The following is a 25,676-nucleotide window of genomic DNA, read 5'->3' as shown; positions in this document are numbered from 1 at the left end:
TCAGCGGTTGTTCTTCTTGCGCCATTCGGCAAAAGCCGTCTGGTGCTCTTCCTTGGTGCAGGGGTAAAGCCCGATGATCGTCTGGCCGGCCTTGACCTGCTCCACCACGAAATCTTCGTAAGCCGTCATTTCCACCGCCTCGGTCGCCACGTCGTCGGCAATGCCCGCCGGGATGACGATAACGCAATCGGCATCACCAACAATGATATCGCCCGGAAAGACCGGCGCATCGCCGCAGCCAATCGGACCGTTGATCTCGATTGCCTCGTGTTTGGTCAGGTTAGTGGGGCTCGAAGGGCGGGTGTGGTAGGCGGGAATATCCAGCTCGGCAATGGTGGCCGCATCCCGGAAACCGCCATCGGAAACGATGCCGGCGCCGCCGCGAACCATGAGGCGGGTTACCAGAATATCGCCGGCCGAGGCGGCGGTCGCATCCTTGCGGCTGTCCATGACAAGCACATGGCCCGGGGGGCATGTTTCGATGGCGACGCGTTGCGGATGGGCGGGATTGCGGAATTCAACAAGCTGGTTGCGGTCTTCGCGGGCCGGCATGTAACGCAGGGTAAAGGCCGGTCCGACCATGTTCTTGCCCTTGTAACCAAGCGGGCGCACGCCCTGAATGACCTGGTTGCGCAGACCCCGCTTGTAAAGCGCCGTCGCCAGCGTAGCGACGGAAATCGTCAGCAGTTTTTCGCGCGTTTCATTGTTCATGTCTGTCTCCTCGCAATGGCGGATGGATGTGTTTCAAGTCTTGTGAATGGGTTCGTCTGTGAAGATGCCACCCTGATATTTTGCGATCGCAGCCTCGGGATCGGGGCGCGGCACATCGCGTTCGATTTCCGCACGGTAGCGCGCGGCATTGTCGCGGCGCTGCCAGCCGAGAAAATCGACATGGGAATTGTCCCACCAGCTGTCGTCATTGGCGGAAACGCCCCAGATAACCGGGCAGCCGAGTTTCTGCACGCGGAAGGTGGCCTCGATCAGCGAGACGAAGTCGCCGTAGCTGAGCCAGGTCGACAACATCCGCCAGTTCGAGGGCTTTTCTTCGCAGGACCCGATACGGACGATGGCCGTCTCCTGGCCAAATTTGGAATGGTAGAGGTTTGCCATCGCCTCACCGAAAATCTTCGAGACGCCATAAAGGCCATCCGGCAGGAAAGGCGTTTCCGGCTCGAGCTGTTGTCCCTGCGGGTAATAACCGATCGTGTGGTTGCTGGAGGCGAAGAGAATGCGCGGCAGGCCGTTTTGTCTCGCCGCTTCGTAAAGATTGTAGACGCCGCGAAGATTGGCGGCCTCGATGGGATCAAAAGCCTTTTCCACCGAAATACCGCCGAGATGGACGATGCCGTCGCAGCCCTTCACCAGTTCATGAACCGCCGCTTCGTCTTCGAGCCGGCAGCGAAAAAGCTCCTCATGGGGGGCTGCCTCACCGAGATCGACGACATCCGAAAGGCGGATGGTCTCGGTGACATGGCCAAGTCGTCCGCGCAACATGCTGCCCAGCTTGCCGCCGGCGCCTGTGATGAGCAATCGCTTCAACATGATGGCGTCCTCAGAAAATATCGGGCTCGCCGGCGGTGCGGCCGAAATCCGTCTGCAGGAAGTCGAAATCGCAGCCTTGATCGGCCTGGGTGACATGCTTGGAGAAGAGATAACCATAACCGCGTTCATAACGCGGTGCGGGAGCCTGCCAGGCGGCGCGGCGGCTGGCGATTTCCTCTTCGCTGACCAGCATGTCGAGGCGACGCTGCGGCAGGTCGAGGCGGACGATATCGCCGGTCTTCAGGAGCGCGAGCGGCCCGCCGACGAAGCTTTCCGGCGCGACATGCAGTACGCAGGCGCCATAGGAGGTGCCGGACATGCGGGCATCGGAAATGCGCACCATGTCGCGGTGGCCCTTCTTGATCAGCGCCTTGGGGATCGGCAACATGCCCCATTCCGGAAATCCGGGACCGCCGAGCGGACCGGCATTGCGCAGCACCAGAACATGATCCGGCGTGACATCGAGGTTCTCGTCATCAATCGCCTTCTTCATCTCGGGATAGCTGTCGAAAACCAGCGCGGGGCCTTCATGGATATGGTATTTCGGATCGCAGGCGGCAGGCTTGATGACGGCGCCGTCCGGGCAAAGATTGCCGCGCAGCACCGCAAGCGAGCCTTCCGCATAGACAGGGTTATCGAGCGAGCGGATGACGTCGTCATTATAGACCTTCGCGCCCTCGAGGTTTTCGCCCATGCTGCGGCCGGTCACGGTCAGCGCCGAACAGTCGAGACGGCTTTCGAGCTGCTTCATCAGCGCCCGCAGACCGCCTGCATAATAGAAGTCCTCCATCAGATAGTCTTTGCCGGAGGGGCGGACATTGGCGATGAGCGGCGTGACCCGGCCAAGCTCGTCGAGCTCATCGAGCGTCATCGGCACGCCGGCGCGGCGCGCCATGGCGATCAGATGCACGACGGCATTGGTGGAGCAACCGGTCGCCATGGCGACGATGGCAGCGTTGCGAAACGCGGTCGCGGTCAGAATACGGTCCGGCGTCAGCTCCTCGGCCACCATTTCCACGATACGCCGGCCGCAACCTGCCGACATGCGCTGGTGTTCGGCATCCACCGCCGGAATGGAGGAAGCTCCCGGCAGGGTAAGGCCAAGGGCATCGGTGATGGCGGTCATGGTCGAGGCGGTGCCCATGGTCATGCACACACCGGCGGAGCGGGCGATGCCTCCCTGCACGCCGCGCCACTCCTCGTCGGTTACGTTACCGGCACGGCGCTCGTCCCAATATTTCCAGGCGTCCGAACCCGAACCCAGCACCTTGCCGGCATAGTTGCCGCGCAGCATCGGGCCGGCCGGCAGATAGATCATCGGCACGCCGGCCGAGATCGCGCCCATTACGAGGCCGGGCGTCGTCTTGTCGCAACCGCCCATCAACACCACACCGTCAAGCGGATGCGAGCGGATCATTTCCTCCGTCTCCATGGCCAGCATGTTGCGGTAAAGCATCGATGTCGGCTTGGTGAAGCTCTCGTCCACCGAAAGCGAGGGCATTTCGACGGGGAAGCCGCCAGCCTGCAGCACGCCGCGTTTCACATCCTGCACGCGCTCTGGGAAATGCGAGTGACAGGTATTCAGCTCCGACCAGGTGTTCATGATACCGATGACGGGTTTGCCGACAAAATCCTCCTCCGCATAACCGAGCTGCATCATGCGTGAGCGATGCCCGAAGCTGCGCAGGTCGTCGGGAGCAAACCAGCGGTCGGAACGGAGTTTTTTATCGGTCATGTCAATGGTCCTGCGTTGCGGGTTGCGCCTAAGGCTGTCAGTCCTGCCGGAGCGTCAGCCCGCTCGTCGTATCGAAAAGATGGATATGTTCCAGCGGCGCCGACAGGCGGATGACTTCCCCTGCCGAGGTCGAGGTCTGGCCGGAAAGATGCAGCGTTACCGGAGTGCCGTCGCCGAGATTACCATAGAGATAGGATTCCCCGCCCAGCTGCTCTGCGGTGCGCACCGACATGGTCAGCGCACCGCCCTCACCCGGCTGCACATGGTTCGGGCGGACGCCGAGAGTCACCTTCTGGCCGGGCTTATAGGAAAAGCCGGTCTGCGGTAGCGGGATCAATTCGCCGGTGGCGATCTTCAGCGACGGCGTTGCATCCGAGGTCACTTCGCCGGCAAAGAAGTTCATCTTCGGCGAACCGATGAAGCCAGCCACGAAGAGATTGGCAGGGCGGTTATAAAGATCGAGCGGAACGCCGAATTGCTCCAGCTTGCCGGCGCGCAGAACGGCGATCTTGTCGGCCATGGTCATGGCCTCCACCTGATCATGCGTGACATAGATCATGGTATTGCCGAGACGCCGGTGAAGACTTGAAATCTCGCCGCGCATGTCGACGCGCAGTTCCGCATCGAGGTTGGAAAGCGGCTCGTCGAAAAGGAACACGCGCGGCTCGCGCACCACCGCGCGGCCGATGGCGACGCGCTGGCGCTGGCCGCCCGACAGGTCCTTCGGACGACGCTCCAGCAGCTGGTCGATCTGCAGCATCTTGGAAACCTGGGAGATCTTGTCGGCGATGTCCTTCTTGGAGGTGCCGATGTTCTCAAGCCCGAAGGACAGGTTTTCGCGCACCGTCATATGCGGATAAAGGGCATAGGACTGGAACACCATGGCAAGGCCGCGATCCGCCGCCGGCACCGTGTTGACCACATCGCCGCCGATGACGATATCGCCGCCGCTCAGTTCCTCGAGACCCGAGATCATGCGCAGCAGGGTCGACTTGCCGCAGCCGGAAGGGCCGACGAAAACACAGAACTCGCCGTGCTTGATATCGAGATCGACACCCTTGATCACATCGAGGGCGCCATATGTCTTTTTGACCTGACGAAGCTGAATACTTGCCATTGTCGTGTTTCCTCCCTGAGGATTATTTGCCGCCCGTCGATGCAATGCCGGTGGCGATGTATTTTTGCAGGAACATGAAGACCAGTGCGATCGGCGCAAGCGTCAGCACCGTCATGGCCAGCAGATTGCTCCATTCCGTCGTCATCTCCCCCTGGAAGGAGTTGAGCGCCAGCTGCAGGGTGAAGTTGTCGTTGCGGGTCAGCACGATCAGCGGCCAGAGGAAATCGTTCCAGCGCCACATGATCGCAAGGATCGCCAGAACGGCGAGCGCCGGGGCCGAAAGCGGCAGGATGATACGCCAGTAGATCTTCCACTCGCTGGCTTTGTCCATGCGCGCCGCATCGAGGATTTCATCCGGGATCGTCAGCATGTATTGCCGCAGCAGGAAGACGCCTGTCGGTGTTGCCGCGCCGGGAATGATGACGCCCCAGAGACTGTTGATCATGCCGAGCTGGCTGGTAATGAGAAACAGCGGCACAAGCACGACGGTCTGCGGGATCATCAGCGTGCCGACAACCAGCGCCAGCACCACGCCCCTGCCCTTGAACTGGTATTTCGAGAGCGCGAAGGCCGCCATGGAATTGACGATCAGCATGATGATGGTTGACGTCACCGTGATGAAGGTCGAGTTCCAGAAATAGAGCGGGAAATTGAAGCGCTGGAAAAGCTCGGAATAGTTTTCCGTCGCCAGTGCCACCTTTTCAGCCGGTTTCAGCTCGTTGAACGGCATCTTCAGGACTTCGGCTGGCTTGGCCGGATCGACCACCTGGGCCACGAGGCCGATGCGGCGAACCATGCCGAACTTGCGGCCATCCTTGTCGACATAGGCCGGCAGCGGCGCTGCCTGCCCATCCACCACCACGGTTTCCTGCGTATAGGGCAGGAGGCGCGGCGGGAAACGCTGGAGATCGGCTTCCGTCTTGAACGAGGAAAGCACGAGCCAGACGACGGGACCGAACATCATCAGCACGGCCACGCCGAGATAGGCGTAGGACAGCCAGTCCGTCCAGTGCAGCTTGCCGTTGCGGCCGCGGGTACGGGTCAGAAATGCGCCAATCCTAGCCATCGACCTTGCTCCTGTTTGCCCGGAATTGCAGGGCGGTCAGCACCACCAGCACCACGGCGAGCAGCAGCGAAGCGGCAGCCGCAAGGCCGAAATTGCGGGGCGTCCCGGCAAAGCCGGTCTGATAGATGAACTGAATGATGAAGGTGGTCGCCGAACCGGGGCCGCCACCCGTGAAGGCAAAGACTTCATCGAAGGTCTGCACGCCCTTGATGAGCGACAGGACGAGAACGACGAGCATCGTGGGCGCAAGCAGCGGCAGCGTGATACGCCGGAAGATGCGCCACGGGCTTGCCTTGTCAAGCTGGGCCGCCTCATAAACATCGCGCGGGATCGCCTGCAGGCCGGCCAGAAGAATGAGCGTGTAGAAACCCATATGCGCCCAGACCGACAGGAAGACCGACCAGCCGAAGGCAAGATTGGCTTCAAGCAGCCAATCGACCGAACCGAGACCGAGCCCCTCCATCGCTGCGTTAAGAACGCCGAAACGCTGGAGAATCCACTTCCAGATCAGCGCGACGACGACGGGCGAGAGCAAAACCGGGAAGAAGAACACCGCGCGGAAGAACCCGCGCGCCCGGATATCGCGGTTGAGCACGATGGCCGTGATCAGCGAGAAGCCGACCATGAAACCAACCTGCAGCACGACGAAGAAAACCGTGTTCCAGACGGAGCGCCAGAACAGGTCGCGCTGACAGGAATTGGGGTCGAGGTAATTCTGACAGGAAAGAAGGACCGAAAAGTTTTCGCCGCCCACCGAAGGGCGCTCGGAAAGCAATATGTGTTCGCTGCCGGTCACGGAATAGGCCATGTTCAGCAGGATCGGCAGAAAGGCGAAGACCGCAAACAGGATCAGGTTGGGTGTGAGAAACACCCAGGCGATCCGCCGGTGGCCGAGAACCTTCTGCAGGAAGGCAAAGGGCAGTTCGACGATGCCCATGACGGGCGCAAGAAACTTATACATGAGGGTCCTCCTTCGATCCGGCGCGGCGCGGCATGCGCCGCGCCGGAAGGCGATGGATCACTTCGCCTGTTTCAACGCTTCCTCGAGGTCCGTTTTCGCGCGGGCCATGGCCTCATCGACGGTGCTTTCACCGACGATGGCCTGCGTGATGCGCTGGACGGAGATGTTGAACATGGCGCGATTGTTCTTGTAACCCTGATAGGTATAGGCAATCGGGCTGAGGCCGGGGATCTGGTCCAGCCAGGCGTTCATGGCCTTCTGCGTTGCAGGCGTCGCACCGGTGTAGGTCACGCCCTTGTCAGCCACGGCCTTGTGGGCCGGAACGTTGCGGGTGCGCACGGTGAAGTCGAGATAATTCTCGTCCTGAGCGAGGAAGTTCAGGATATCGGCAACGATCTTCGGGTTCTTGGTCTGCTTGAAGCCGACAACGCCGGTACCGCCCGGCATGCCGGTGCAGGCAGCGCCGCCGCAGGGCTGCGGCACGACTTCCCAGTCGAAAGCATCGCCGACCTGGCTGTCGAAGCGCGCGGTCTGCCAGCTGCCCGAGTAATAATAGACCAGCTGGCCGTTGATGAATTCCTGCGCGGCATCGCGATAGGTATTGCCGCCCTGCCCGGCCCAGACGTCACGCGCCATGGTGCCGTCCTTGTTCCATTCCACGAATTTCTTCACGAAAGTCGTGAAACCTTCATCGACGAGAATGGGCTTGCCGTCCGCATCGAAAATTTTCGCGCCATAGGAAATGGCCGGACCGGCGATACGGTGGCCGGAACGGTCGATGGCCATCGGGTATGGCGTGCCGGTTGCCTTGGCGACGGCATTGGCAGCCTTCGCCCAGTCATCCAGCGTCGCATCCTTGCCGGGTACCGCCACATTGGCCTGATCGAACAAAGTGCGGTTGATGAAGGCGCCGGTAATGGTGAGCTGGGTATGCATGCCGTAGATGCCCTTGTCGTCAGGGCCGCTACGATACCATTTCAGCACGTTGGAGAAATTGTCTTCCCAGTATTTCGCATCCACATAGGGCGTGAGATCGAGATAATAGCGGTTGAGGCCGCCAAGGTCGGTCACCGTTGCGAAATCCGGGCCGCTGCCGCCGGCGAGCTGCACGGGCAGGCCTTCCAGCAGCGCCTTGTAGGGCACGACGTCAGTGACGATCTTCACGTCCGGATGCTGCTTTTCGTAACGCGCGAGAATATCTTTCAGAATTTCGCAGCCGTTGCCGTCATAAGCGCAGGTGAAGCGCACTTCCTGCGCCGCCTGGGCGGCGCCCGCAAAGGACGCCGCACCAATGGCGAGCGCCAATGCCATGCTGTATTTACCGATCATCTCTTTTCCTCCCTTAGATGATTATGCGTTGGCGGATGCGCGCGGAGCCCAGCCCTTGATCCATTCGCCTTCTGCGGCGTCGGACAAGCGGACCGGCTTTCCTTCCCGCACCGAGCGATAGATGGCGGTGACGAGTTCGATGGACTGCAAGCCATCGTTCACAGTCACTTCCTTGCCGCCGCGTCCTTCCATCGCGTCGGCAATGGCTTCGACAAAACCGGCAAAGCCGTTTTCGCCATCGGCGACCGTTGCCAGAACGGCGTCGATCTGGTCCTGCGTGGTCGGCGCACGGGCGATGAAACGCCATGTGTCTTCAGCCGGGCGATAGGGCAGCGTGCCGCTCTCGGCGGTGAAGCCTTCGAAGCAGAAACGCAGGCGGGACGTATCTTCGGCGGCACCGAGCGTCACCGAGCTCGTCGCCAGCGCACCGCTTTTCATGCGGAAGCTGAGTGCCGCGCAGTCTTCGGTTTCGATCGTGTTGACGCGCGTATCGGCCATGGCGAACACTTCGTCGACGGGACCGAGAACGTGGCAGAGAAGATCATGGGCGTGGATGGCATGGCCGAGGATCGCACCGCCGCATTCGCCCTTCCACGTACCGCGCCAGGGAATGTCGTAATAGCTGGCGCCACGGTTCCAGTGAACTTCCGAACTTGCGACGAAGGCCTTGCCCGCAAGGCCGGCATCGATGAGCGCACGCAGCTGCCGCATCGCATGTCCGAAACGGTACTGGAAGACCGGAAACACGCCACGGCCGGTCTTCTTTACGGAGTCGATCAGCGCATTTGCCTCTTCAAGCGAGCGGACCAGCGGCTTTTCGCAGACCACATCCTTGCCGGCCGCATGCGCTTTCAACGTTACGGGGAAATGCAGGTGCGGCGGCAGGCAGACGTCGATCAGCTGGATGCTCTCATCGGCCAGAATCTCATCGAGATCGGTCGTCAGACGGATGGACGTATCCTCACCCGCCACGGAGCGCGCGCGCTCCAGATCGAGGTCGCAGATAGCCTTGACGGAGAAGCGCTCGGGCAGAGCCTGATAACCCTTCAGATGCAGGGCGCCAATGCCGGCACCAACGATTGCGACGCCGATCATGCCTTTGCTCCTTCGGCCTTGGCCTGCGCCTGCAGCGACAGGTCGCATACCTTGAACACATGCTCCTGCGTCATCGCCGTTTCGGTGCGGTTGCGGATGTCGTCGCACAGGCGGCCGAAATAGGGCAGGCCGGCACCGGAGGCGTCGATATATTCGCAGCGGTCCCCATTCACGAGAACGAGGCGGTCGGTGCCTTCCTTGTTGCCGACATCGACATATTTACGCAGTTCGATGTAACCCTCGGTGCCGAGGATCGTCAGGCGGCCGTCACCCCAGGTCGGCAGCGCATCGGGCGTGTACCAGTCGACGCGGATATAGCCGTGACCCTTGTCGCCGCGCAGCACCACTTCGCCGAAATCCTGCAGGCCGGGGTCGCGCGGGTTGGCATAGTTGGCAACGGTGGCAGCCACGATCTCCACTTCGGTCGAACCGGTGAAGAACATGAACTGGTCGATCTGGTGGCTGGCGATATCGGTGATGATGCCGCCGTAAGCTTCACGCTCGAAGAACCATTTCGGACGAATCTGGCGGTTCAGGCGATGCGGACCGAGGCCGACGGTCTGGATCACACGGCCAATCGCACCCTGCGCAACGAGTTCGGCCGCCTTGGTCACGCTCGGAACTTCAAAACGCTCGGAGAAATCGACGGTCCAGATACGCTTGGTCTTTGCCACGGTCTGGCGAAGGCGGTCGAGCTGTTCGAAAGTGGTGCAGCCGGGCTTGTCGGACATGACGTCCTTGCCTGCTTCCATGGCGGCGATCGCCAGATCGGCGCGCTTGGAAGGAATATCAGCGATCACCACGAGATCGACGGTGCCATCGGCAAGCAGAGCCTCTTTCGATGCCGCGCGCGGCACGGTCGGGAAGCGCTTGACGAAGCCTTCCACCACGTCGGGTTCGCCTTCGGTCCACCAGCCGACGAATTCCGCGCCGGCGTCCAGCAGGTTCTGGGCCATGCCGAAAATGTGCCGGTGCTCAATCCCGAGAGCGACGAACTTGATTGCTTTAGTCATCCTGCAGTTCCACTTCCTTGCCGGTATCGGCCGAGTTGATGATTGCGTCGATCAATCTGTGAGACAAAAGAGCCGCTTCACCGGTGACGACCGGCGCGCGCCCTGAGGAGATAGCGTCTGCGAAATCTTCGAAGACGCCCTGATGCCATTCATGCGTGAAAGCCATGGGGTCGGCGCCGCCGCCCGTGCCGGATGCCGCGCCGCCAAAGGTCTCCTGCCGGCCATCGCGCCAGTCGACATGCAGGAGGCCCGAGGCGAGCCGCAGGCTGGCATTGTCGAAATGCAGGACAATCGTTTCCGGAGCACCGGGGAAACTTGCGGTGCTTGCCACCAGCGAGCCAACGGCGCCATTTTTGAAGCGCAGGCCGGCCGCGACATAATCCTCGGTTTCCATGCGATGAAACCGCGTCGTCGCCGCCATGGCCTGAACGCGCGAGACCGGCCCGGCGAGGCTCAGCGCCAGATCGATGGTGTGGATTGCCTGGGAGATCAGAACACCGCCGCCGTCGCGCGCCAGGGTGCCGCGGCCGGGTTCATCATAATAGGATTGCGCGCGCCACCACGGCACGGAAATTTCGCAGAGACCGAGCGCTCCGAGCGTCCCGCCATCGACCAACTCACGGGCTTTTTGCGATGCAGCCCGCATACGGTGCTGGAAGATGATGCCGAGCGTGACGCCGGCGTCACGACAGAGGGTGACAAGGCCGCCGGCCTCCTGCGTGTTCCGGGCGACGGGCTTTTCCATCAGAATGTGTTTGCCCGCCTTTGCGAGCTGTCCGACGATATCGATGCGGGCATTCGGCGGCGTCGCGACGATGGCGAAATCGACATCCGCATCGCGTGCGGCTTCCTCGATCGAGGAATAAACTACGACCTCATATCCGGCGTATTTCGACGCTTCGGCGGCCAGCGCCCTGGCGCGGCCGGAGCCGCCATCGACTAAACCCTTCAGGCGAATTTTTTCCGGACTTGCCGCACAGGCGAGCACATGCGTCTTCGCCACCATTCCGGCGCCAACGATGACGCAGGTCTTGATATTTTGCATTTCGGGAGCCTCCTTCCCAATAAGCGATCATTTGCATACCGGTATGCCGGTTGTCAACAGACTTGTGTTCCGGTATACCGGTTATGAAAACGCTGGAGGGTATATGCCGAAAATTCCCGTAACAGGTGGCACCGTGCCGACAATGGAGCGACTGGACCTTAACCGTCCGGTCGTGGACCAGATCTATTCCGCGCTAAAATCGGCCATCCTGTCCCGGGAGCTTTTTCCCGGCCAGGCGGTTTCGGAAAACGAAATCGGACAGTTGTTCAATTCCAGCCGAACGCCAGTGCGCGAAGCGCTGAGCCGCCTGCGGGATGATGGCCTGATCGTCACCCTGCCAAGCCGCGGCACCTATGTCTCCAGATTATCGGAAAAGCACATTCGCAGCGCGCAGTTCATCCGCGAGGCGCTGGAGGTCGCTGCGGTTTGCAGGCTGTGCCAGATCGGCATAACGGCGGAGGCCGAGCAGGAGATCGAACACGCCCTCACCGGCCAGCGCGCAGCCATGCACCGCGGAGACAGAAAGGCTTTTCGTGTGCATGACGACCAGTTCCACAGCGCGCTTGCCGCAGCGACGGGGCTTGAGAGGCTGGAGACGCTGTTGATCCGCGAGAAGGCGGGGCTGGACCGCCTGCGCGCGCTCGCCATCACCGACGAGGCGCATATGGCGCGGCTGCTCTCCGAACATGAGGCGGTTTACGATGCGATCAAGGCCGGGGACGAAGCCCGTGCGACCGATGGTTTGCGCAAGCACCTGAGACGCGTCCTCGGCATTCTTTCGCAGGTTTTCGAAAACCACCAGGACTATTTCGAATAATTCCGCGCCATCATCTTCAACGGTTCGAGCATCATGAATACGGCAACTCCCGAAAAAGCGCTTGCCATGTCGCAGGCGAAACTTCTGTGCGATACGATGAGCACACTTGCGGAATCCCCCGTTTGGGATGAGCGGCGACAGGTGCTTTTCTGGTGCGATATACTCGGCGGGACGGTGCGGTCCGCAGCGCTTGAGCCCGGCCTCTATCGCGAATGGGCGTTTCCCCATACGGTCTCGAGTCTCGGTCTCTGTCAGAACGGCGACCTCATCGTCGCCTGCGGCATGGATATTGTCATCCTCAATCCGGAGAGCGGCGAAACACGCCTTCTCCACTCCCTCCCGTCACCGGACGGCATTCCCTGCCGGCTGAATGACGGACGGGTCGGCCCCGACGGCGCCTTCTGGGTGGGAACCATGCACAATGTGCCACTCACGGACATGGAGCCCCATGGTGAACTTTGGCGGATCACCGAAAAAAGCGCCGAGCGCATGCAGACCGGCCTGACATGCCCGAACGGCCTCGCCTTTTCCCCGGACGGCTCCATCATGTGGCAGAGCGATTCCGTCCAGAAATGGATACGCCGGCGAAAATTCGACAGCAGAAACGGCACATTCGATGAGGGCGTGCTGGTGGCCCGGATGACGGAAGAGACGGGAAGACCCGACGGCGGCTGTCTCGATATCGGCGGCACCTATTACAGCGCGGGCGTTTCCGCCGGCTTGTTGAACGTTTTCACGCCAGACGGCAGGCATGCGGAGGTGCTCGCAGCGCCCGTCCCGCACCCCACCATGCCGTGCTTCGGAGGACCTGATTTCAGCATCCTTTTCCTGACATCACACCGCCACAACATGTCCGAAGACCGGCTGGCGAAAGCACCGTTTTCAGGCGGCGTCTGGGCAATCCCGACACAGACGAAAGGCTTTGCCGCCTTCCGTTTTGGCGAAGGCGGATAAAGCCCGGAAACCGGACCCGGATTCCTACTCCTCACGGAAGGCGCGGCTGATCTGGTCGGTCAGTGGCTTGACGATATAGGACAGCGCCGTCCTTTCGCTGGTCTGAATGAACGCCTCGGCCGGCATGCCCGGCACCAGCGGCGCATTGTTCAGCTTCTGCCGCTCGGAAACCGGCACGGAAATCCGCGCCAGATAATAAGAGAGACCGCTGCGCTGGTCGGTGGTGATATCCGCCGCAATGCGGCTGACATGGCCTTCCAGTTCCGGCGTGACACGCTGGTTGAAAGCGGTCATGCGCAGCATGGCTTTTTGCCCCAGCTGAAGCTGATCGATATCCTTGGGCACGATCTGCACCTCCAGCGCCAGCTCGTCTCCGTCAGGCACGATGAGCATGATCGGATCCGCCGGCGTCACCACGCCGCCCACCGTATGCACGGCCATTTCATGCACCATGCCGGATTGCGGCGCGACGATATCGATGCGCTTCAGCTCGTCTTCGGCGGCAACCTTGCGCTCGACGAATTCGCCCATCTGCGCCTGTATTTCCCGCAGTTCCCGCCCGACCTCGGTGCGCAATTCCTGGTCGATCTGCAGGATTTGCAGCCTGGTTTCGGTGATGCGCCCTGCCGTCTGCGCCTGATAGGCGATTTTTTCGCCGCGCTCGCCGCCGAATGTCGCGGCCTGCGTCTGCAGGCTGTTCAGCCTCTGCACCGAAACGATACCCTGTTCGCGCAGGGATTTCTGCGAGGTGATTTCAGCCTGCAGCACGGCAAGGCCGTTATCATAGGCGACTTCCTGCGCCTTCAGCCCTTCAATCTCATGTTCGAACTGGGTGATGCGTTCGGAAAGCTGTGCTTTGCGCCCCTCGCGATAGGATTTGCGGAACTCGAACAGCTTGGTCTCGCTGCGCATGGCGGAGGCGACATCGGCATCGTCTTTTCTCGCCATCAACGCCTGCGGAAAAACGAGTTCCGGCAGATCGTCGCGCTCGGCCTCCAGCCTTGCCATGCGCGCATTCAGCTCATCCAGACGCTTGGTGACGATGGCGAGATTGGCGCGGGTCTGGGTCGCGTCGAGGCGCATGACCACATCGCCGGCCTTTACCCTGTCGCCCTCATTCACCAGAATTTCGCCGACGACACCGCCGCTCGGGTGCTGCACCTTCTTGCTGTAGGAATCCACCACCAGATGGCCGGAGGCGACAACCGCGCCGGCTAGATTGGTCGTCGCAGCCCATCCGCCGACACCGGCCAGCAGCGCTACACCCGCGGCAAGGCCAGCAACAAGATGTTTGCGGATGGAGCGGGACACATGGCTGCGCTGGTCAATGTTTGACATCCGCATCTCCTTCCTGGCTGTTCTCTTCACGGACGTCTTCCAGCACCAACGCCTGCGGCTGGGTATTGGCGACGACGCGCAGGGGCGAGATCGTCTGGGCGGATGCGGTAAATCCCTTGGCCGCCTGCGCCTGCGGAACGCGCAGTACCTTCGAAAGCACCTCGTCACGCGGACCGAAGGCCTTCATCCGTCCCTCTTCCATCATCAGAATGAAATCGACAGCACCGATGGCGCTCGGCCGGTGGGCGACGACGACGGCAATACCGCCCCGCGCCTTCACCGAGGAAATCGCCTTGACCACGGCGGCTTCGCCTTCCGCATCGAGATTGGCGTTGGGTTCGTCCAGCACCACGATGAAAGGATCGCGGTATAGCGCGCGGGCAAGGCCGATGCGCTGGCGCTGCCCGGCGGAAAGCGCCGAACCCGCCTCGCCGATATCGCTGTCATAACCTTTTTCGAAACGCAGGATCAGTTCATGCGCGCCCGCAGCCCTGGCCGCCGCGATGATGGCGTCAGGATCGGGATTATCCTCGAAACGGGAGATATTTTCACCGATCGTGCCGTCGAACAGCTCCACGCCCTGCGGCAGATAGCCGATATGGCGGCCCAGCGCCTCACGATCCCACTGCTCGAAACTTGCACCGTCCAGCCGCACCTTGCCGGCCGCCGGCATCCACGCGCCGGTGAGAATGCGCGCGAGCGTGGATTTACCCGAGCCGGAGGGGCCGATGACGCCGAGCGCATTTCCGGCGGTCACGATGAAGCCAAGGCCGGTGACAGTCGGTTTTCTTTCTCCCGGCGGAACGATGGTGACGTTTTCAACCCTCAATTCCTTTTCAGGCTTCGGAAGGGCCATGGCGGCGGCATTGGCCGGCATCTGTGCAAAAAGCTCCCTCAGCCGCGCCCAGCTTTGCCGGGCGGCCACAAAGGACTTCCAGTTGGAAATGGCGAGATCGACGGGCGCCAGCGCCCGGCCCATCATGATCGAACTGGCGATCATCACGCCGCCCGAAGCTTCCTGGTTGATGACGAGCCAAGCGCCGACCGCCAGAATGGCCGATTGCAGCACGACCCGCAAAGACTTCGCAATATTACCGAGACCCCCGGCCACATCGCCCGCCTTGCGATTGGCGGCGAGATAGGCCTCGTTGGAATTTTGCCAGCGTTTTCCGAGCCGGCCGCCAAGCCCCATGGCCTGCACGACTTCGGCATTGCGGCGCGAGGCCTCCAGCTGCCGGTTACGGGCCATATTCTCGACCATGGTGTCGCGGATCGGCTTCTGTGAGAAGATATTGGTGAGGATCGTCAGGGAGACAAGCACTATCGCGCCGGCAAGCGCCGTCACACCGATCCAGAAGTGAAACAGAAAACATATGCCGAGATAAAGCGGCATCCACGGTAGATCGAAAAAGGCGGTCGGCCCCGTGCCTGAGAGAAAACCGCGCACATTGTCGAGATCGCGCAGCGGCTGCAGACCGTCGCCCGGCATGCGGTTGACGAGCGGCAGACGCACCACCGCATCATGCACCCTGCCGGAATAACGCATGTCGAAATCTTCACCGATGCGGATCAGAACGCGGGCGCGGATTATATCGAGCAGGCACTGGAAGCCATAAAGGCCAAGCGCGAGAATGGCGAGCCCGACCAGCGTCGGCAGGCTGCCGCTTGCCAGAACCCGGTCATAAACCTGCAGCATGAAGAGCGGCGACGTGAGCGCGAGTATATTGACCACGCCGCTGACCAGCGCAACGCCGAGAAATGTGCTTTTAAGGGGCGAAACAACCGCCGCAGTGAGGGACTGCGGCGGCGTCTGCTGGTGGTTTTGAAAGCCCACAGCCTGATTTTCCTTTACGCGGCAAGCGCCGATGCGCTGGCGAAAATGAAGTCCGATGCGTCGAGCACATTTGCATCGACGCCATTCAGTGTGACGGAGACGGACGTGTCTGTGGCCGAAAGGATAACGGCATTTCCGTTATCGTTATACCACAACAAATCGTCCACCGAAGTTGCGCCCCAGGCGGAGACATCGAGCGTATCCGTGCCGTCCTGATAGCCGTAGGTTCCGGTCGGGCCGGCCTGCACGACATCGTTGCCGCCGGAGAATACGAAGGTGTCTGCGCCGGCAAAGCCGGTCAGGGTGTTGGAGGCAGCCGTGTCCTCGATCACCGTGCCGGTGGCGGCAAAGTAATCATAGAAGCCCGCCAGCGAGCCGAAGCGGGCAAGCTGGTAGACGGCGAGATCGAGAAGATCGCGGGCACCGGCGAGCGAATAGGCGCTGTCGGGATCGATCAGCAGTTCCTGCTGGCTGACGGCGATGCCGCTGGTGGACTGGCTGTAGCCGGTGCCCAGAACGATGCTGTCGACCGAACCCGTCAGGTTGCCCTGGGAGTACTGCAGAGCGCCGCTCATGACGATGCCCTTGCCGCCGGAGCTGCCATCGCCCCACGCCTCATAGGTCGTGTTCGGATCGATGGTGGTGGTGGCGAGAGAGCTGGTCTGAGCGTCGTAGAACGCACCATAGGTCGAACCGAAACCGCTCGTCCAACCGTTGAGGTAGCCGATCAGATCGGAGGAAGACTGCGTCAGTTGAATTGTGGTAGCCATAGGTGTACTCCTTTGCTGGCCAATATCGATACCTTCGTCCTGTGGCGAAGGCGTTTCATCTCCGGGACGGGCTGCAACCCAGCCCGGAGAATTTCTTCCACGGTTCAGAACTTCACGTTCATCGTCGCGATAAAGGTGCGGCCCGGCGCCGTGTAAGCGCTGGCTGCCGGAATGTATTTGCGGTCCGTCAGGTTGTTGACGGCAAAGCGAAGCGTGGCCTTGTCGTTGAAGGCATAGGAACCGTAGAGATCCACCGTCGTGTAGGGATCGGTCACCTCGCGCAGATTGCCTTCCGTATCCAGCGTACGCGACTGTGTCGGCGTGACATGGTTGAGCCTTGCGCCCAGCGAGAATTTTTCATCGAAGAAACGCATGCCGCCATCGAGCGTCAGCTTCACCTTGGGCGCGACGTCGCCCGGCCAGGCAACGATTTCGCCCGTTGTGGTGGTCGTGCCGTTGGAAAAAACCTGCGTCTTTTCAGGCCATTCTGTTTTCAGAAAGGTTGCCGAACCGCCGATCCAGAAACTGCGGGCATCGTAATTGCCCTCGAATTCAAGCCCGCGCATATAGGTCGTGCCGTCCAGATTGACGAAGCTGGTATAGGTGCGGTCGAGGACCTGATCCGTAACGAGATAACCGAGTGCGATATAGTCCTTCACCTCACGGCGAAAGGCGGCCATTTTGATGCGAATGGAATCGTCGTCCAGCAGCACGCCGTCGAAGCTCATATTCGCGCCGACTTCATAGGTCGTCGCCTTTTCGGCACGCAGGGCCTGGTTCGGAGCGTATTCGTATCCGGGGCTATCGCCCGGACGCGCACCGGCAAAAAACGCCTCGAGAATTGTCGGCGGACGCAGGCTCTGGGAATAGCTCACATAGGGGCGGAACCAGTCGACAGGTTTCAGTTCGATGGTGGCGGAGGGCAGCCAGGCGCTGTAGGTGCGATCGATATCGACATTGTGCTCAGGGTATTCGGTGACCGGCGTATTGGTGGTTGTACCGGTGCCCGGCATGCAGTTGGCCGAGGTCGTGGGCCAGACGCGCGCAAGATAGAGGGCATAACGTGCCGCCCAGCTCGGGTTGGCGGGGGCGAAGACCTGATTGAAATAATCGAGAGCCGTATAGTGATTGCGGATCGCATCGCAGGGTACGGTCGTGGTCACCGTGTAATCGCGAACGCTATAATAGGTCGCCGATCCCTTGAGACGCGACCAATCGTAACGCACGCCGCCACTCAGCGTGATCCAATCGGCCGGCTCAAGCTCACCATTCAAAAACAGGCTGGCGACATCGCGCCGCCCGGCAGGGCTGAATGACGTGTAGCTGCTGGCGAAAGAAGGATTTTCCGCGATTTTGGCGCTTGTTGCAAGGGATGTGGCAATGTCCCGGAAGGCTTCTGCCCCATAGTTCAGACTGAGCGCGCCCGCCGCCGTATCAAAGCGACTGGTATTTTCCAGGCTGCCACCGAAGCTGCGCAGGCCCATGTCAAGGTTCGTTTCGGCCGCGTATCTCTCTCGTTCCGCCCGCAGTTCATGCGTCATATTATCGTTCAGCCACAGCGATGATTTGAAGTCGATGAGTTCGCTCTCGGGGTCCCAGTCCAGCTTCGCGACGACGCTGTCGTTTCGCACGCTTTCCCGGTCGATCACCGTGGAAGCGCCCTGAACGAAATCATTCTCCTGATGCATCCAGGAAAGCGAGGCCTTCACGTCGCCGAAGTCGCCTTCGCCCTTGAAAAAGGTCGACCAGCCGTCGCGGCCAAGCAGATCCTTCATCGTCAGCGCGGTGCTGCGAGCCTCGCCTTTTGTTCCGATCTTGTATTCATCCATGATCGTGCGGCTGTAGCCAGCGACGAAAGATAGAGGACCATCCGGCGAACGAACGGCGCCGAGAACCGAGCCCTGAAAATCATAACCATTGGTGCCGCGGGAAACATTCACTTCCCCGCCCTTGTTTTCACCCTCGGCGATGAGATCGTCGGCGCTGACGGTTCGGAACTCGACCTTGCCGCCCAGAGAGCCGGCATTACCCGACCGTGCATTGGTTATCTTCTCGATTTCGACGGCACGGATGAAAGCGACATCCACATAACCCTGCCCGGCGCTTGCGGTGTAGCTCGTGGCGCCGCCGAAGGCCGCACCACGCTGCGCATTCTGCCGCGCGCCATCGATGGAGACGACCACGCGGCCGCTTTCCTGCAAACCGCGCACATTGGGCGAAACGGTTGGGAAGCTGCCATTGCCCTCGCCGGCATAAACCCCGGAAACCCGGTTGAAAACGTCGCGGGTGTTGCGCACGCCGGCCGACTGGATCGCCTCACGGTCGACCACGCTGACGCTGGCGGGCGTTTCATAAACCCAGTCGGGCGTCCCCTGATAACCGGAACCGGCAATGGAGTTGCGCCCGGTCTTGCCGGTCAGGGTAATGGTCTCCAGAACCGTCGTACCCTCCGCCGCGGAAAGATCGACGGTCGATTGCCCCGTGCCGATGACGACGGTTCTGCCATTGCCGGCGATACGGAAATTGACGCCCGTTCCCGCCAGCAACCGTGACAGCGCCTCCCGCACCGTGAAACTGCCGGTGACGGCGTTGGTGCGCACATTGCCCGCCGCCGGCGTGGCCAGCGTGACCTGAAGGCCGGATTGCCGCCCGAAAGCACCCACGACCGATGACAGCGACTGGGCGGGAATATTGAACGGCCGCGTCACCCCCTGCTCGCCGCCTGCACGCTGGGAATTGGCGGTATCTGCTCCGGTCTGGGCCAGAACGGGCGTCACGAATGAAACGACGACCGCCGTTGTCGCCAGCAGCACGGCCCTGCGAGCCTGCTTTGCTGCTTTTTCCCCTGAACCGGTCTTGCATGTCTGGAGGCGCATATTGCTTTTGTCTTCCTGTCTTTCGCTCCGGATATATCTTGACCGGATTACTCAACAAAAAGACGATTGCCTCGTCGATTTTTTTCAGGCTTTCGGAAGAAATTTTATAAATTACTGAAAATAAATATGATTTTTTGTTTCAGAATGTTTCAGAAGCGGGTGATGATACGGGCGCTGCCGCCAATCGCATGCACCTTGCCCTTATAGGGTTCCACCAGGGCTTCCAGCGCGCGATCCGGGTCGCGCAGATCGTAAAACCCTGTCACCCTCTGCTCCGCAAGCCGCTTGTCGGCCATGGTCAACCACGCCGGATGGTAACGCTGGATCTGCTCCACGACCGAGCCTATCGTCGCATCGACCACATAGAGTTCGCCATTGCGCCAGCCGCCAATATCCTCGACGGAAACAGTCTCTTTGCGGATCGCGCCGGAAGCGTCGACAATCAGCATCTCGCCCGGCACCAGCCGCGTTGGCGGCGCATTGCGGAAGGACGCTTCCACGGAACCATGCGCCAGCGCCACCTGGGTTACGCCATCCGTCAGGTCGACGTCGAAAGCTGTGCCCAGCACCTGAACGGTCACGTTTTTTGCCTCCACGACGAAGGGACGCGTTTTGTCCGGCACGACGTCGAAAAAGGCTTCCCCCTTCAGCACCGTCACATTGCGACGGTCATTCGTGAAATCCGTTGAAAGCGCGCTCGCGGCGGCAAGCTGCACTTTGCTGCCGTCTTCGAGGGTGATCGTGCGGCTTTCGGCGGTGGTGGTCTGATAGTCCGCCTCCAGACGAACGAAAAATGCCGGAACGAACAGCACCGCAAGACAGAGGGACGCCGCCGCCACGGCCGCGCCGGCATAATGCCGCACGGACCAGCGCCGCCGTTGCGGCTTTGTCGCGGCCTTGCCGGGCAGATGCGGCGCATCTTCCCAGAGGTTCTTAAATTCCGGCTCCACCAGGCCGAGGTTCCGCCATGTCCTGCATGTTCGTTCCCAGGCGAGACGGTTTGCCGGCGCTGCCGCCAGCCATTGCTCGAATTCCGCCTTCAGCCGCGGTTCCGCCGAGCCAGACTGCAAACGCAGCAGCCAGTCGGCCGCCTCTTCCGCCTTACCGGCCGGCAATTCAATTTTTTTCTCTGGATCAATGGTCATTGAACCGGGCCAGTTCCTTTGCGGGGCGCAGCAGCAGCGTCGTCTTCTGCATTGCTATAAAGACGTTTGAGGAAGAGATTTTTTTCACAGGGCGGGACAATCGGGACTATTTTACTTCATTTCTTTGGTAATCGCGGCAATGCTGCCCTTGATCAGACGATGTGCGCTGGCCACGGACACGCCGAGGTGACGCGCAATCTCTTCCATATTGTAACCACCGAATCTGTGCATTTCCAATGCCACCCTTGCCTGAACCGGCAGGCCGGCCAAAATAGTCCGCATCTGCCGGACTTCGTCACAGAAAAGGGCATGCTCCTCCGGCGTACCATTGTCCTGCGGCATGCCCCAGAACGGCGTATCGTCCGGCCGTTCCCGAAGGTCCTGGCGGCTGCGCCGGCGATTGTCTAGCGCAAGATTGCGAACGATGCGGAAGAGATAGGATTTGAGATTGGAAGGATTGCCGGAGGCTTCGGGAACGAATTTCAGGAATGCTTCCTGAACCACGTCCTCCGCATCCGCCCGCGACCCCAGAATGAGGGTGGCGTATTTGATCAGGTCGACCCTATGCGCGACGTAAGCGTTATAACGCTTGTCATCTTCCCGTATGCCCATGTCTCAACCGAGAGAAATTTCAAGGATCGACGAGCCCTGCCGCCCCCGAATGGCCGCGCAGTTCTGCCGCTCAAAGCTCTAGCATCCAAACCGTGGATCGAACAGATATTTCATGACTATTATCATCAAGAATTTGTGCGGGCCGCATCGAGGGGACCCGGCAGCGAAGGCGGCCGGGTCTTGACCTGTCAGATGGCCCCGTCGACGATGACCATGGGTCTGCCCTGCGAGCAGGGCTCGATACGGGCATCGATGCGATAGATATCGCGCAGCATCTCCGGGGTTATAACCGCCTCCGTGCTGCCGCTCACCACCATTTCACCACGCGCGATAACCATCGTATTTGCGCAATAACGAAGCGCATGGTTGAGGTCATGCAGGGCGATCAGCACGATCATGCCGGTCTTCTGCGCCAGATCGGTGACGAAGCCCAGAACCTCGATCTGCCGATGAAGATCGAGCGCAGACGTCGGCTCGTCCATCAGCAGCACTTCCGGCTTACGCGCCAGCGCCTGCGCCAGCGAAACAAGCTGTCGCTGACCGCCGGACAATTCGCCAAGCCCCCGGAAAGCCAGGTCGTGAATTTTCAGCGCCTTGAGAATGGCGTCGATCTCGAAAAGCTCATCGTCATGGACCCGCCAGCCGCCGCCCTGCTTGGCGGAAAGAAGCACGGATTCGTAGACGGTCAGCACGGCGTTGGCGCCGGTATCCTGCGGCATGTAGCAGATGGCGCGGTTACCGCGGGCCGTATCGGAGAGCTCGACCAGTCCGGGACCGGAAATCAGGCTGGCGATGCGCTTGAAAAGCGTGGACTTGCCGGCGGCATTCGGGCCTATAACGGCCGTCACACTGCCGCTTTCCAGCGTATCGATGCCGACCTTGGAGAGAACCGTGATGCGCCCATAGGCGGCGCCGACATCTTTCAGTGCGAGCGCTACCATGCGCGCCTCCTGTTGCCGAAAATAAGCGCGAAGAAGAACGGAACGCCGACGAGCGCCGTGATGACGCCGATCGGCAGAATAGCGCCGGGAATGAGAATCTTGCTGATGACCGAGGTTGCCGACAGAAGCAGCGCACCGCAGATCACCGAGCCGGGCAGGAAGAAACGCTGGTCCTCACCCACCACCATGCGGGCGATGTGCGGACCGACCAGCCCAACGAAACCGATTGTGCCGACAAAAGAAACCGGAATGGCCGCCAGCAGGCTGACCGTCAGCATGGTCGTCAACCGCAGCCGCCGGACATTGATGCCCATGCTGGCCGCCTTGTCATCGCCAAGCCTCAGCGCCGTCAGCGCCCAGGCATTGCGCATGAACAGCGGCACGGTGACGAGGAGGATGGCGGCGGTGATATAGACCTTGTCCCAGGTCGCCTTCGTCAGGCTGCCCATGGTCCAGAAAACCACGGCGGCAAGCGCCTGTTCGGAGGCCAGATATTCGAGCAGCGACAACGCCGCATTGAAGGTGAACACCAGCGCGATGCCGAGCAGCACGATGGTTTCGACCGTCACCCCGCGAAGCGTCGAGGCGAAATGGATGAAGAGAGCCGCGACCATGGCCATGATGAAGGCATTGATCGGCACCATGTAATGCACGGCGCCCGGAAAGATCGCCACGCCGCCAACCAGCGCCAGCGCCGCACCGAAACTTGCCGCCGCCGAAATGCCGAGCGTAAAGGGGCTGGCGAGCGGGTTCGACAGGATGGTCTGCATCTGCGCACCCGCGACCGAAAGCGACGCTCCGACGGTCACCGCCATCAGCGCGATCGGCATGCGAATATCCCAGATCACCACCCGAAGCTGGTTTCCGACGGCGGCCGGATCGGCAATCGTCGCCAGAACCTCGGAGAGCGTATAGCGCGCCGGACCGAGCGCCATGTCGGCGGCCATGCTGAAACACAGCGCGATAAAAAGCCCGAAGAGGATGATTATCCTGCGCGCGGCAAGGGCGCGATATTGATCGCGCCCACTGATGCCAACCGCGCTTTCATTCAGCGAACTCATTGGTTCAAACCTTTTTCGAGCGAGGCGAAATAGCCCGGCTTATAGGTGACGGGCAGGAATTTGCGGTGAAACTCCTCAAAATTCTTTTCCGGATCGAGATCGGCGAAGAGATCGGGATGGAACCACTTGGCAAATTGCTGGATCGGGAAGAATTCGTAGGGCGCGCCATAAAACTGGTGCCAGACGGCATGGACATTGCCTTGCTTCACGGCCTTCAGTTCCGGAAACGGCGTGCGCTTCATCAGGTTGGCCAGTCGCTCACGGGAGAGAGCCATATCCGCCCCGCGTCCGACAGGAACGAACTGGTTGATGTCGGATTCGGCGGCCCAGTTGGAGCCGGTGACGATGACGTGATCCGGATCGGCAACGACGAGCTGTTCGGGATTGAGATCGCCGAAGGTTGTCTTGATGATGCCGTCGGCAATGTTGTGGCCACCGGCGAGATCGACCATCGCGCCGAAATTGACCGGTCCGAAAGTGCGGCAGCAATTGTTTTCGCCGGAAATGCCGGGCGCGCGTTCAATGAAGACGTTCGGGCGCTTCAGGTCCTTGACGCTGGCGAGCCGGTCGGTCACGCGGGCGATTTCGGCACGGCGATAGGCGATGAATTCCTTCGCCCGCTCTTCGGCGCCGAAGAGTTTGCCGAGAATTTCGACCGAGGCTTCACTGTTCTTTTCAGGATCGATGCGGAAATCGAGATAGATGATCTTGATGCCGGCGGCGGCGGCCTTTTCTTCGAAACCGCTTTCCTTGGCGGATTTCTCCGCTTCCAGATTGAGGGTGATCACATCGGGCGAAAGGGTGATGGCCGTTTCCAGGCTGAAATCGCCCTGCGGCACATAACCGAAGCGCGGCAGTTTCTCGATCTGCGGAAAACGCTCGACATAGGCGGCGTAGCTGTCGGGATCCTTCTTGAGAAGATCGTCACGCCAGCCGACGATGGTGTCGAAGGTCTTGTCGCCCTTGAGCGCGGCAATGACATGCACCTGGCGCGCCTCACCGACGATGACGCGTCTGGCCGGCAGGTCCAGCTCGACTTTGCGACCGGTGACATCGGTAATCTCGGCCGCCAGAACCGGCACGGCGAGAAGGGAGAAAGCCAGCACCGCAAGATGCCTGAGAGCGTTGAGCCGCATGAGAAGTCCTCATTGAGTTCCAAAACAAAGCGATAAAGCCGCATGGCTGCGGCTTTATCCATCGGTCGGACGGCGCTCCCCTTCACCGTCCCTTTATTACTTGGCGTCCTTCAGCGAAACGAAGTAGCCGGGCTTGTAGTCGAGCGGCAGGAAGCGGGAATGCAGTTCCTTGAAGGTCGCCTCGGGGTCGAGGTCCTTGAAGAGGTCCGGATGCAGCCACTTGGCGATTTCCTGAACGGCCACGAACTGATAGGGGTTGTTGTAGAACTGATGCCAGATGGCGTGGACATTACCGTCCTTCACCGCCTGTACGCCGGTGAAAGCCGGGCGCTTGGTCAGGTTTTCAAGCTTGCGATGGGCTTCCTTCAGATCCGCGCCATAACCGACGCCGACCCAGTTGCCGCCCGGAACATAACCGTTCCAGTTACCGCCGGTGATGATGATCTGCTCCGGGTTGGAGGCAATGATCTGTTCCGGATTGACGGTGCCGAAAGTGCCGGGAATGATGTCCTTGGCCATGTTGACGCCGCCGGCAAGCTCCACCATCTTGCCGAAATTCTCGTTGCCGAAGGACATGCAGCAATCGTCGGAGTAACCGCCGGCGCGCTCCATGAACACGACAGGCTTCTTCGGATTGGCCTTTTCGAGCGTATCGGTAACCTTGGCGATGGAGTCGGCGCGGAACTTGATGAAGTCCTCGGCGATCTTTTCCTTGCCCGTCAGCTGGCCCATGAGGCGCATGCTCGGCTCGGTATTTTCCATCGGCTTTTCACGGAAATCGACATAGACCAGCGGAATGCCGACCTTGGCGAGCTTTTCGATATAGCCCGCTTCTTCGGTCGCCGTCTTGGCGTCGATATTCATCAGGATCACGTCAGGCTTCAGGGCGACAGCCTGCTCTATGTCGAAGGTGCCGTCCTTCATGCCGCCGAAAGTCGGCAGCTTGGCGATCTCCGGATACTTGGCGAGATAGGCCGCATAGGTTTCCGGGTCGGCCTTCGCCAGATCGTCGCGCCAGCCGACCACGTGCTGGAAAGGGTTTTCCTTGTCGAGTGCAGCCAGGAAATAAATCTGGCGACCTTCACCGAGGATGACGTGCGATACCGGCACATTCACCTCGACATCGCGGCCCGTCACATCCTTGACGGTGACCTTTTCGGCGAATGCCGGCCATGCGGCGGATACGAGAAGGCCAAGGGCAAGTGCCGCAGATTTGGCTGAGATGCGCATCGGATATTGCTCTCCAGTGTTGACTGGCGCGGCTGTATTATTTTCTGACTGTACTAGTC

The 25,676-nt window shown here is 60.7% G+C and carries 22 protein-coding genes; 2 read left to right on the top strand and 20 right to left on the bottom strand.

Annotated elements, in window-relative coordinates; all coding sequences use genetic code 11:
- From ACIK7D_RS12750 to ACIK7D_RS12705, 10 genes are read right to left on the bottom strand one after another with little or no spacing between them, the layout of a single operon-like run.
- Nucleotides 1-711, bottom strand: coding sequence for a ribonuclease activity regulator RraA (locus ACIK7D_RS12750; protein ID WP_020813265.1), 711 nt, complete (start codon nt 709-711; stop codon nt 1-3).
- A 33-nt stretch (nt 712-744) separates the two neighbouring features.
- A complete protein-coding gene (locus tag ACIK7D_RS12745) occupies nt 745-1,542 on the bottom strand; it encodes an NAD-dependent epimerase/dehydratase family protein (protein WP_400156482.1) in 798 nt (265 codons plus the stop codon).
- A 10-nt stretch (nt 1,543-1,552) separates the two neighbouring features.
- Nucleotides 1,553-3,277 (bottom strand): L-arabinonate dehydratase, encoded by a 1,725-nt coding sequence (araD, locus tag ACIK7D_RS12740; RefSeq protein WP_262531137.1) that lies wholly within the window; start codon nt 3,275-3,277, stop codon nt 1,553-1,555.
- Nucleotides 3,278-3,314: 37 nt separating this feature from the next.
- A complete protein-coding gene (locus tag ACIK7D_RS12735) occupies nt 3,315-4,394 on the bottom strand; it encodes an ABC transporter ATP-binding protein (RefSeq protein WP_400156481.1) in 1,080 nt (359 codons plus the stop codon).
- Between the two features lie 22 nt (nt 4,395-4,416).
- The gene (locus ACIK7D_RS12730; protein WP_127755767.1) at nt 4,417-5,460 is read right to left on the bottom strand and encodes a carbohydrate ABC transporter permease; all 1,044 of its coding nucleotides are present in this window, start codon (nt 5,458-5,460) and stop codon (nt 4,417-4,419) included.
- Complete coding sequence (locus ACIK7D_RS12725) at nt 5,453-6,421, bottom strand: carbohydrate ABC transporter permease (protein ID WP_110757921.1); 969 nt, start codon at nt 6,419-6,421, stop codon at nt 5,453-5,455. The genes ACIK7D_RS12730 and ACIK7D_RS12725 overlap by 8 nt, the downstream gene beginning before the upstream one ends.
- Before the next feature lie 57 nt (nt 6,422-6,478).
- Complete coding sequence (locus tag ACIK7D_RS12720; RefSeq protein WP_046801403.1) at nt 6,479-7,750, bottom strand: ABC transporter substrate-binding protein; 1,272 nt, start codon at nt 7,748-7,750, stop codon at nt 6,479-6,481.
- Between the two features lie 21 nt (nt 7,751-7,771).
- Nucleotides 7,772-8,845, bottom strand: coding sequence for a Gfo/Idh/MocA family protein (locus tag ACIK7D_RS12715; protein ID WP_020813259.1), 1,074 nt, complete (start codon nt 8,843-8,845; stop codon nt 7,772-7,774).
- Nucleotides 8,842-9,858: a Gfo/Idh/MocA family protein gene (locus ACIK7D_RS12710; protein ID WP_135397224.1), complete on the bottom strand. Its 1,017-nt coding sequence runs from the start codon at nt 9,856-9,858 to the stop codon at nt 8,842-8,844. The genes ACIK7D_RS12715 and ACIK7D_RS12710 overlap by 4 nt, the downstream gene beginning before the upstream one ends.
- A complete protein-coding gene (locus tag ACIK7D_RS12705; protein ID WP_400156480.1) occupies nt 9,851-10,903 on the bottom strand; it encodes a Gfo/Idh/MocA family protein in 1,053 nt (350 codons plus the stop codon). The genes ACIK7D_RS12710 and ACIK7D_RS12705 overlap by 8 nt, the downstream gene beginning before the upstream one ends.
- A gap of 103 nt (nt 10,904-11,006) precedes the next feature.
- Between ACIK7D_RS12705 and ACIK7D_RS12700 the strand changes: the two genes are divergently transcribed.
- A complete protein-coding gene (locus ACIK7D_RS12700; protein ID WP_035240481.1) occupies nt 11,007-11,720 on the top strand; it encodes a GntR family transcriptional regulator in 714 nt (237 codons plus the stop codon).
- A 33-nt stretch (nt 11,721-11,753) separates the two neighbouring features.
- Complete coding sequence (locus tag ACIK7D_RS12695) at nt 11,754-12,674, top strand: SMP-30/gluconolactonase/LRE family protein (RefSeq protein ID WP_170985940.1); 921 nt, start codon at nt 11,754-11,756, stop codon at nt 12,672-12,674.
- A 24-nt stretch (nt 12,675-12,698) separates the two neighbouring features.
- Here ACIK7D_RS12695 and ACIK7D_RS12690 read toward each other — a convergent pair whose 3' ends face one another.
- The 10 genes from ACIK7D_RS12690 to ACIK7D_RS12645 form a co-directional block, all read right to left on the bottom strand.
- A complete protein-coding gene (locus ACIK7D_RS12690) occupies nt 12,699-14,012 on the bottom strand; it encodes an HlyD family type I secretion periplasmic adaptor subunit (protein WP_137453895.1) in 1,314 nt (437 codons plus the stop codon).
- Entirely contained in the window at nt 13,999-15,846 is a 1,848-nt protein-coding gene (locus ACIK7D_RS12685; RefSeq protein ID WP_400156479.1) for a type I secretion system permease/ATPase, read from the bottom strand. Before ACIK7D_RS12685 ends, ACIK7D_RS12690 begins: the two co-directional genes overlap by 14 nt.
- A 14-nt stretch (nt 15,847-15,860) precedes the next feature.
- The gene (locus ACIK7D_RS12680; protein WP_006698641.1) at nt 15,861-16,616 is read right to left on the bottom strand and encodes a hypothetical protein; all 756 of its coding nucleotides are present in this window, start codon (nt 16,614-16,616) and stop codon (nt 15,861-15,863) included.
- A 104-nt stretch (nt 16,617-16,720) separates the two neighbouring features.
- On the bottom strand, nt 16,721-19,492 hold the full coding sequence (locus tag ACIK7D_RS12675) for a TonB-dependent hemoglobin/transferrin/lactoferrin family receptor (protein WP_400156478.1): 2,772 nt from the start codon (nt 19,490-19,492) through the stop codon (nt 16,721-16,723).
- Between the two features lie 149 nt (nt 19,493-19,641).
- Nucleotides 19,642-20,637, bottom strand: a complete 996-nt coding sequence (locus ACIK7D_RS12670) for a FecR family protein (RefSeq protein ID WP_135397214.1) — start codon at nt 20,635-20,637, stop codon at nt 19,642-19,644.
- A gap of 111 nt (nt 20,638-20,748) precedes the next feature.
- Nucleotides 20,749-21,249: an RNA polymerase sigma factor gene (locus tag ACIK7D_RS12665; RefSeq protein ID WP_127755757.1), complete on the bottom strand. Its 501-nt coding sequence runs from the start codon at nt 21,247-21,249 to the stop codon at nt 20,749-20,751.
- A 188-nt stretch (nt 21,250-21,437) separates the two neighbouring features.
- Complete coding sequence (locus tag ACIK7D_RS12660; RefSeq protein WP_003524635.1) at nt 21,438-22,190, bottom strand: ABC transporter ATP-binding protein; 753 nt, start codon at nt 22,188-22,190, stop codon at nt 21,438-21,440.
- Nucleotides 22,184-23,251 (bottom strand): iron ABC transporter permease, encoded by a 1,068-nt coding sequence (locus tag ACIK7D_RS12655; RefSeq protein WP_020813248.1) that lies wholly within the window; start codon nt 23,249-23,251, stop codon nt 22,184-22,186. The genes ACIK7D_RS12660 and ACIK7D_RS12655 overlap by 7 nt, the downstream gene beginning before the upstream one ends.
- Complete coding sequence (locus tag ACIK7D_RS12650) at nt 23,248-24,387, bottom strand: ABC transporter substrate-binding protein (RefSeq protein WP_080854511.1); 1,140 nt, start codon at nt 24,385-24,387, stop codon at nt 23,248-23,250. Before ACIK7D_RS12650 ends, ACIK7D_RS12655 begins: the two co-directional genes overlap by 4 nt.
- Nucleotides 24,388-24,483: 96 nt before the next feature.
- Entirely contained in the window at nt 24,484-25,617 is a 1,134-nt protein-coding gene (locus ACIK7D_RS12645; protein WP_269313454.1) for an ABC transporter substrate-binding protein, read from the bottom strand.
- Nucleotides 25,618-25,676: the final 59 nt, after the last annotated feature.

Source organism: Agrobacterium sp. P15N1-A, assembly GCF_044626815.1.
Classification (GTDB): Bacteria; Pseudomonadota; Alphaproteobacteria; order Rhizobiales; family Rhizobiaceae; genus Agrobacterium; species Agrobacterium leguminum.
The sequence above is the reverse complement of the archived record's forward strand: the minus strand, read 5'-3'. Positions and strand labels throughout refer to the sequence as shown.

Excerpts from the sequence above, each read along its gene's own strand:
- ACIK7D_RS12690 (WP_137453895.1), bottom strand. The coding sequence starts at position 14,012 with ATGTCAAACATTGACCAGCGCAGCCATGTGTCCCGCTCCATCCGCAAA.
- ACIK7D_RS12665 (WP_127755757.1), bottom strand. The coding sequence starts at position 21,249 with ATGGGCATACGGGAAGATGACAAGCGTTATAACGCTTACGTCGCGCAT.
- araD (WP_262531137.1), bottom strand. The coding sequence starts at position 3,277 with ATGACCGATAAAAAACTCCGTTCCGACCGCTGGTTTGCTCCCGACGAC.
- ACIK7D_RS12655 (WP_020813248.1), bottom strand. The coding sequence starts at position 23,251 with ATGAGTTCGCTGAATGAAAGCGCGGTTGGCATCAGTGGGCGCGATCAA.
- ACIK7D_RS12715 (WP_020813259.1), bottom strand. The coding sequence starts at position 8,845 with ATGATCGGCGTCGCAATCGTTGGTGCCGGCATTGGCGCCCTGCATCTG.
- ACIK7D_RS12705 (WP_400156480.1), bottom strand. The coding sequence starts at position 10,903 with ATGCAAAATATCAAGACCTGCGTCATCGTTGGCGCCGGAATGGTGGCG.
- ACIK7D_RS12725 (WP_110757921.1), bottom strand. The coding sequence starts at position 6,421 with ATGTATAAGTTTCTTGCGCCCGTCATGGGCATCGTCGAACTGCCCTTT.
- ACIK7D_RS12735 (WP_400156481.1), bottom strand. The coding sequence starts at position 4,394 with ATGGCAAGTATTCAGCTTCGTCAGGTCAAAAAGACATATGGCGCCCTC.
- ACIK7D_RS12660 (WP_003524635.1), bottom strand. The coding sequence starts at position 22,190 with ATGGTAGCGCTCGCACTGAAAGATGTCGGCGCCGCCTATGGGCGCATC.
- ACIK7D_RS12750 (WP_020813265.1), bottom strand. The coding sequence starts at position 711 with ATGAACAATGAAACGCGCGAAAAACTGCTGACGATTTCCGTCGCTACG.
- ACIK7D_RS12645 (WP_269313454.1), bottom strand. The coding sequence starts at position 25,617 with ATGCGCATCTCAGCCAAATCTGCGGCACTTGCCCTTGGCCTTCTCGTA.
- ACIK7D_RS12675 (WP_400156478.1), bottom strand. The coding sequence starts at position 19,492 with ATGCGCCTCCAGACATGCAAGACCGGTTCAGGGGAAAAAGCAGCAAAG.
- ACIK7D_RS12710 (WP_135397224.1), bottom strand. The coding sequence starts at position 9,858 with ATGACTAAAGCAATCAAGTTCGTCGCTCTCGGGATTGAGCACCGGCAC.
- ACIK7D_RS12720 (WP_046801403.1), bottom strand. The coding sequence starts at position 7,750 with ATGATCGGTAAATACAGCATGGCATTGGCGCTCGCCATTGGTGCGGCG.
- ACIK7D_RS12730 (WP_127755767.1), bottom strand. The coding sequence starts at position 5,460 with ATGGCTAGGATTGGCGCATTTCTGACCCGTACCCGCGGCCGCAACGGC.
- ACIK7D_RS12700 (WP_035240481.1), top strand. The coding sequence starts at position 11,007 with ATGCCGAAAATTCCCGTAACAGGTGGCACCGTGCCGACAATGGAGCGA.
- ACIK7D_RS12670 (WP_135397214.1), bottom strand. The coding sequence starts at position 20,637 with ATGACCATTGATCCAGAGAAAAAAATTGAATTGCCGGCCGGTAAGGCG.
- ACIK7D_RS12745 (WP_400156482.1), bottom strand. The coding sequence starts at position 1,542 with ATGTTGAAGCGATTGCTCATCACAGGCGCCGGCGGCAAGCTGGGCAGC.
- ACIK7D_RS12650 (WP_080854511.1), bottom strand. The coding sequence starts at position 24,387 with ATGCGGCTCAACGCTCTCAGGCATCTTGCGGTGCTGGCTTTCTCCCTT.
- ACIK7D_RS12695 (WP_170985940.1), top strand. The coding sequence starts at position 11,754 with ATGAATACGGCAACTCCCGAAAAAGCGCTTGCCATGTCGCAGGCGAAA.
- ACIK7D_RS12680 (WP_006698641.1), bottom strand. The coding sequence starts at position 16,616 with ATGGCTACCACAATTCAACTGACGCAGTCTTCCTCCGATCTGATCGGC.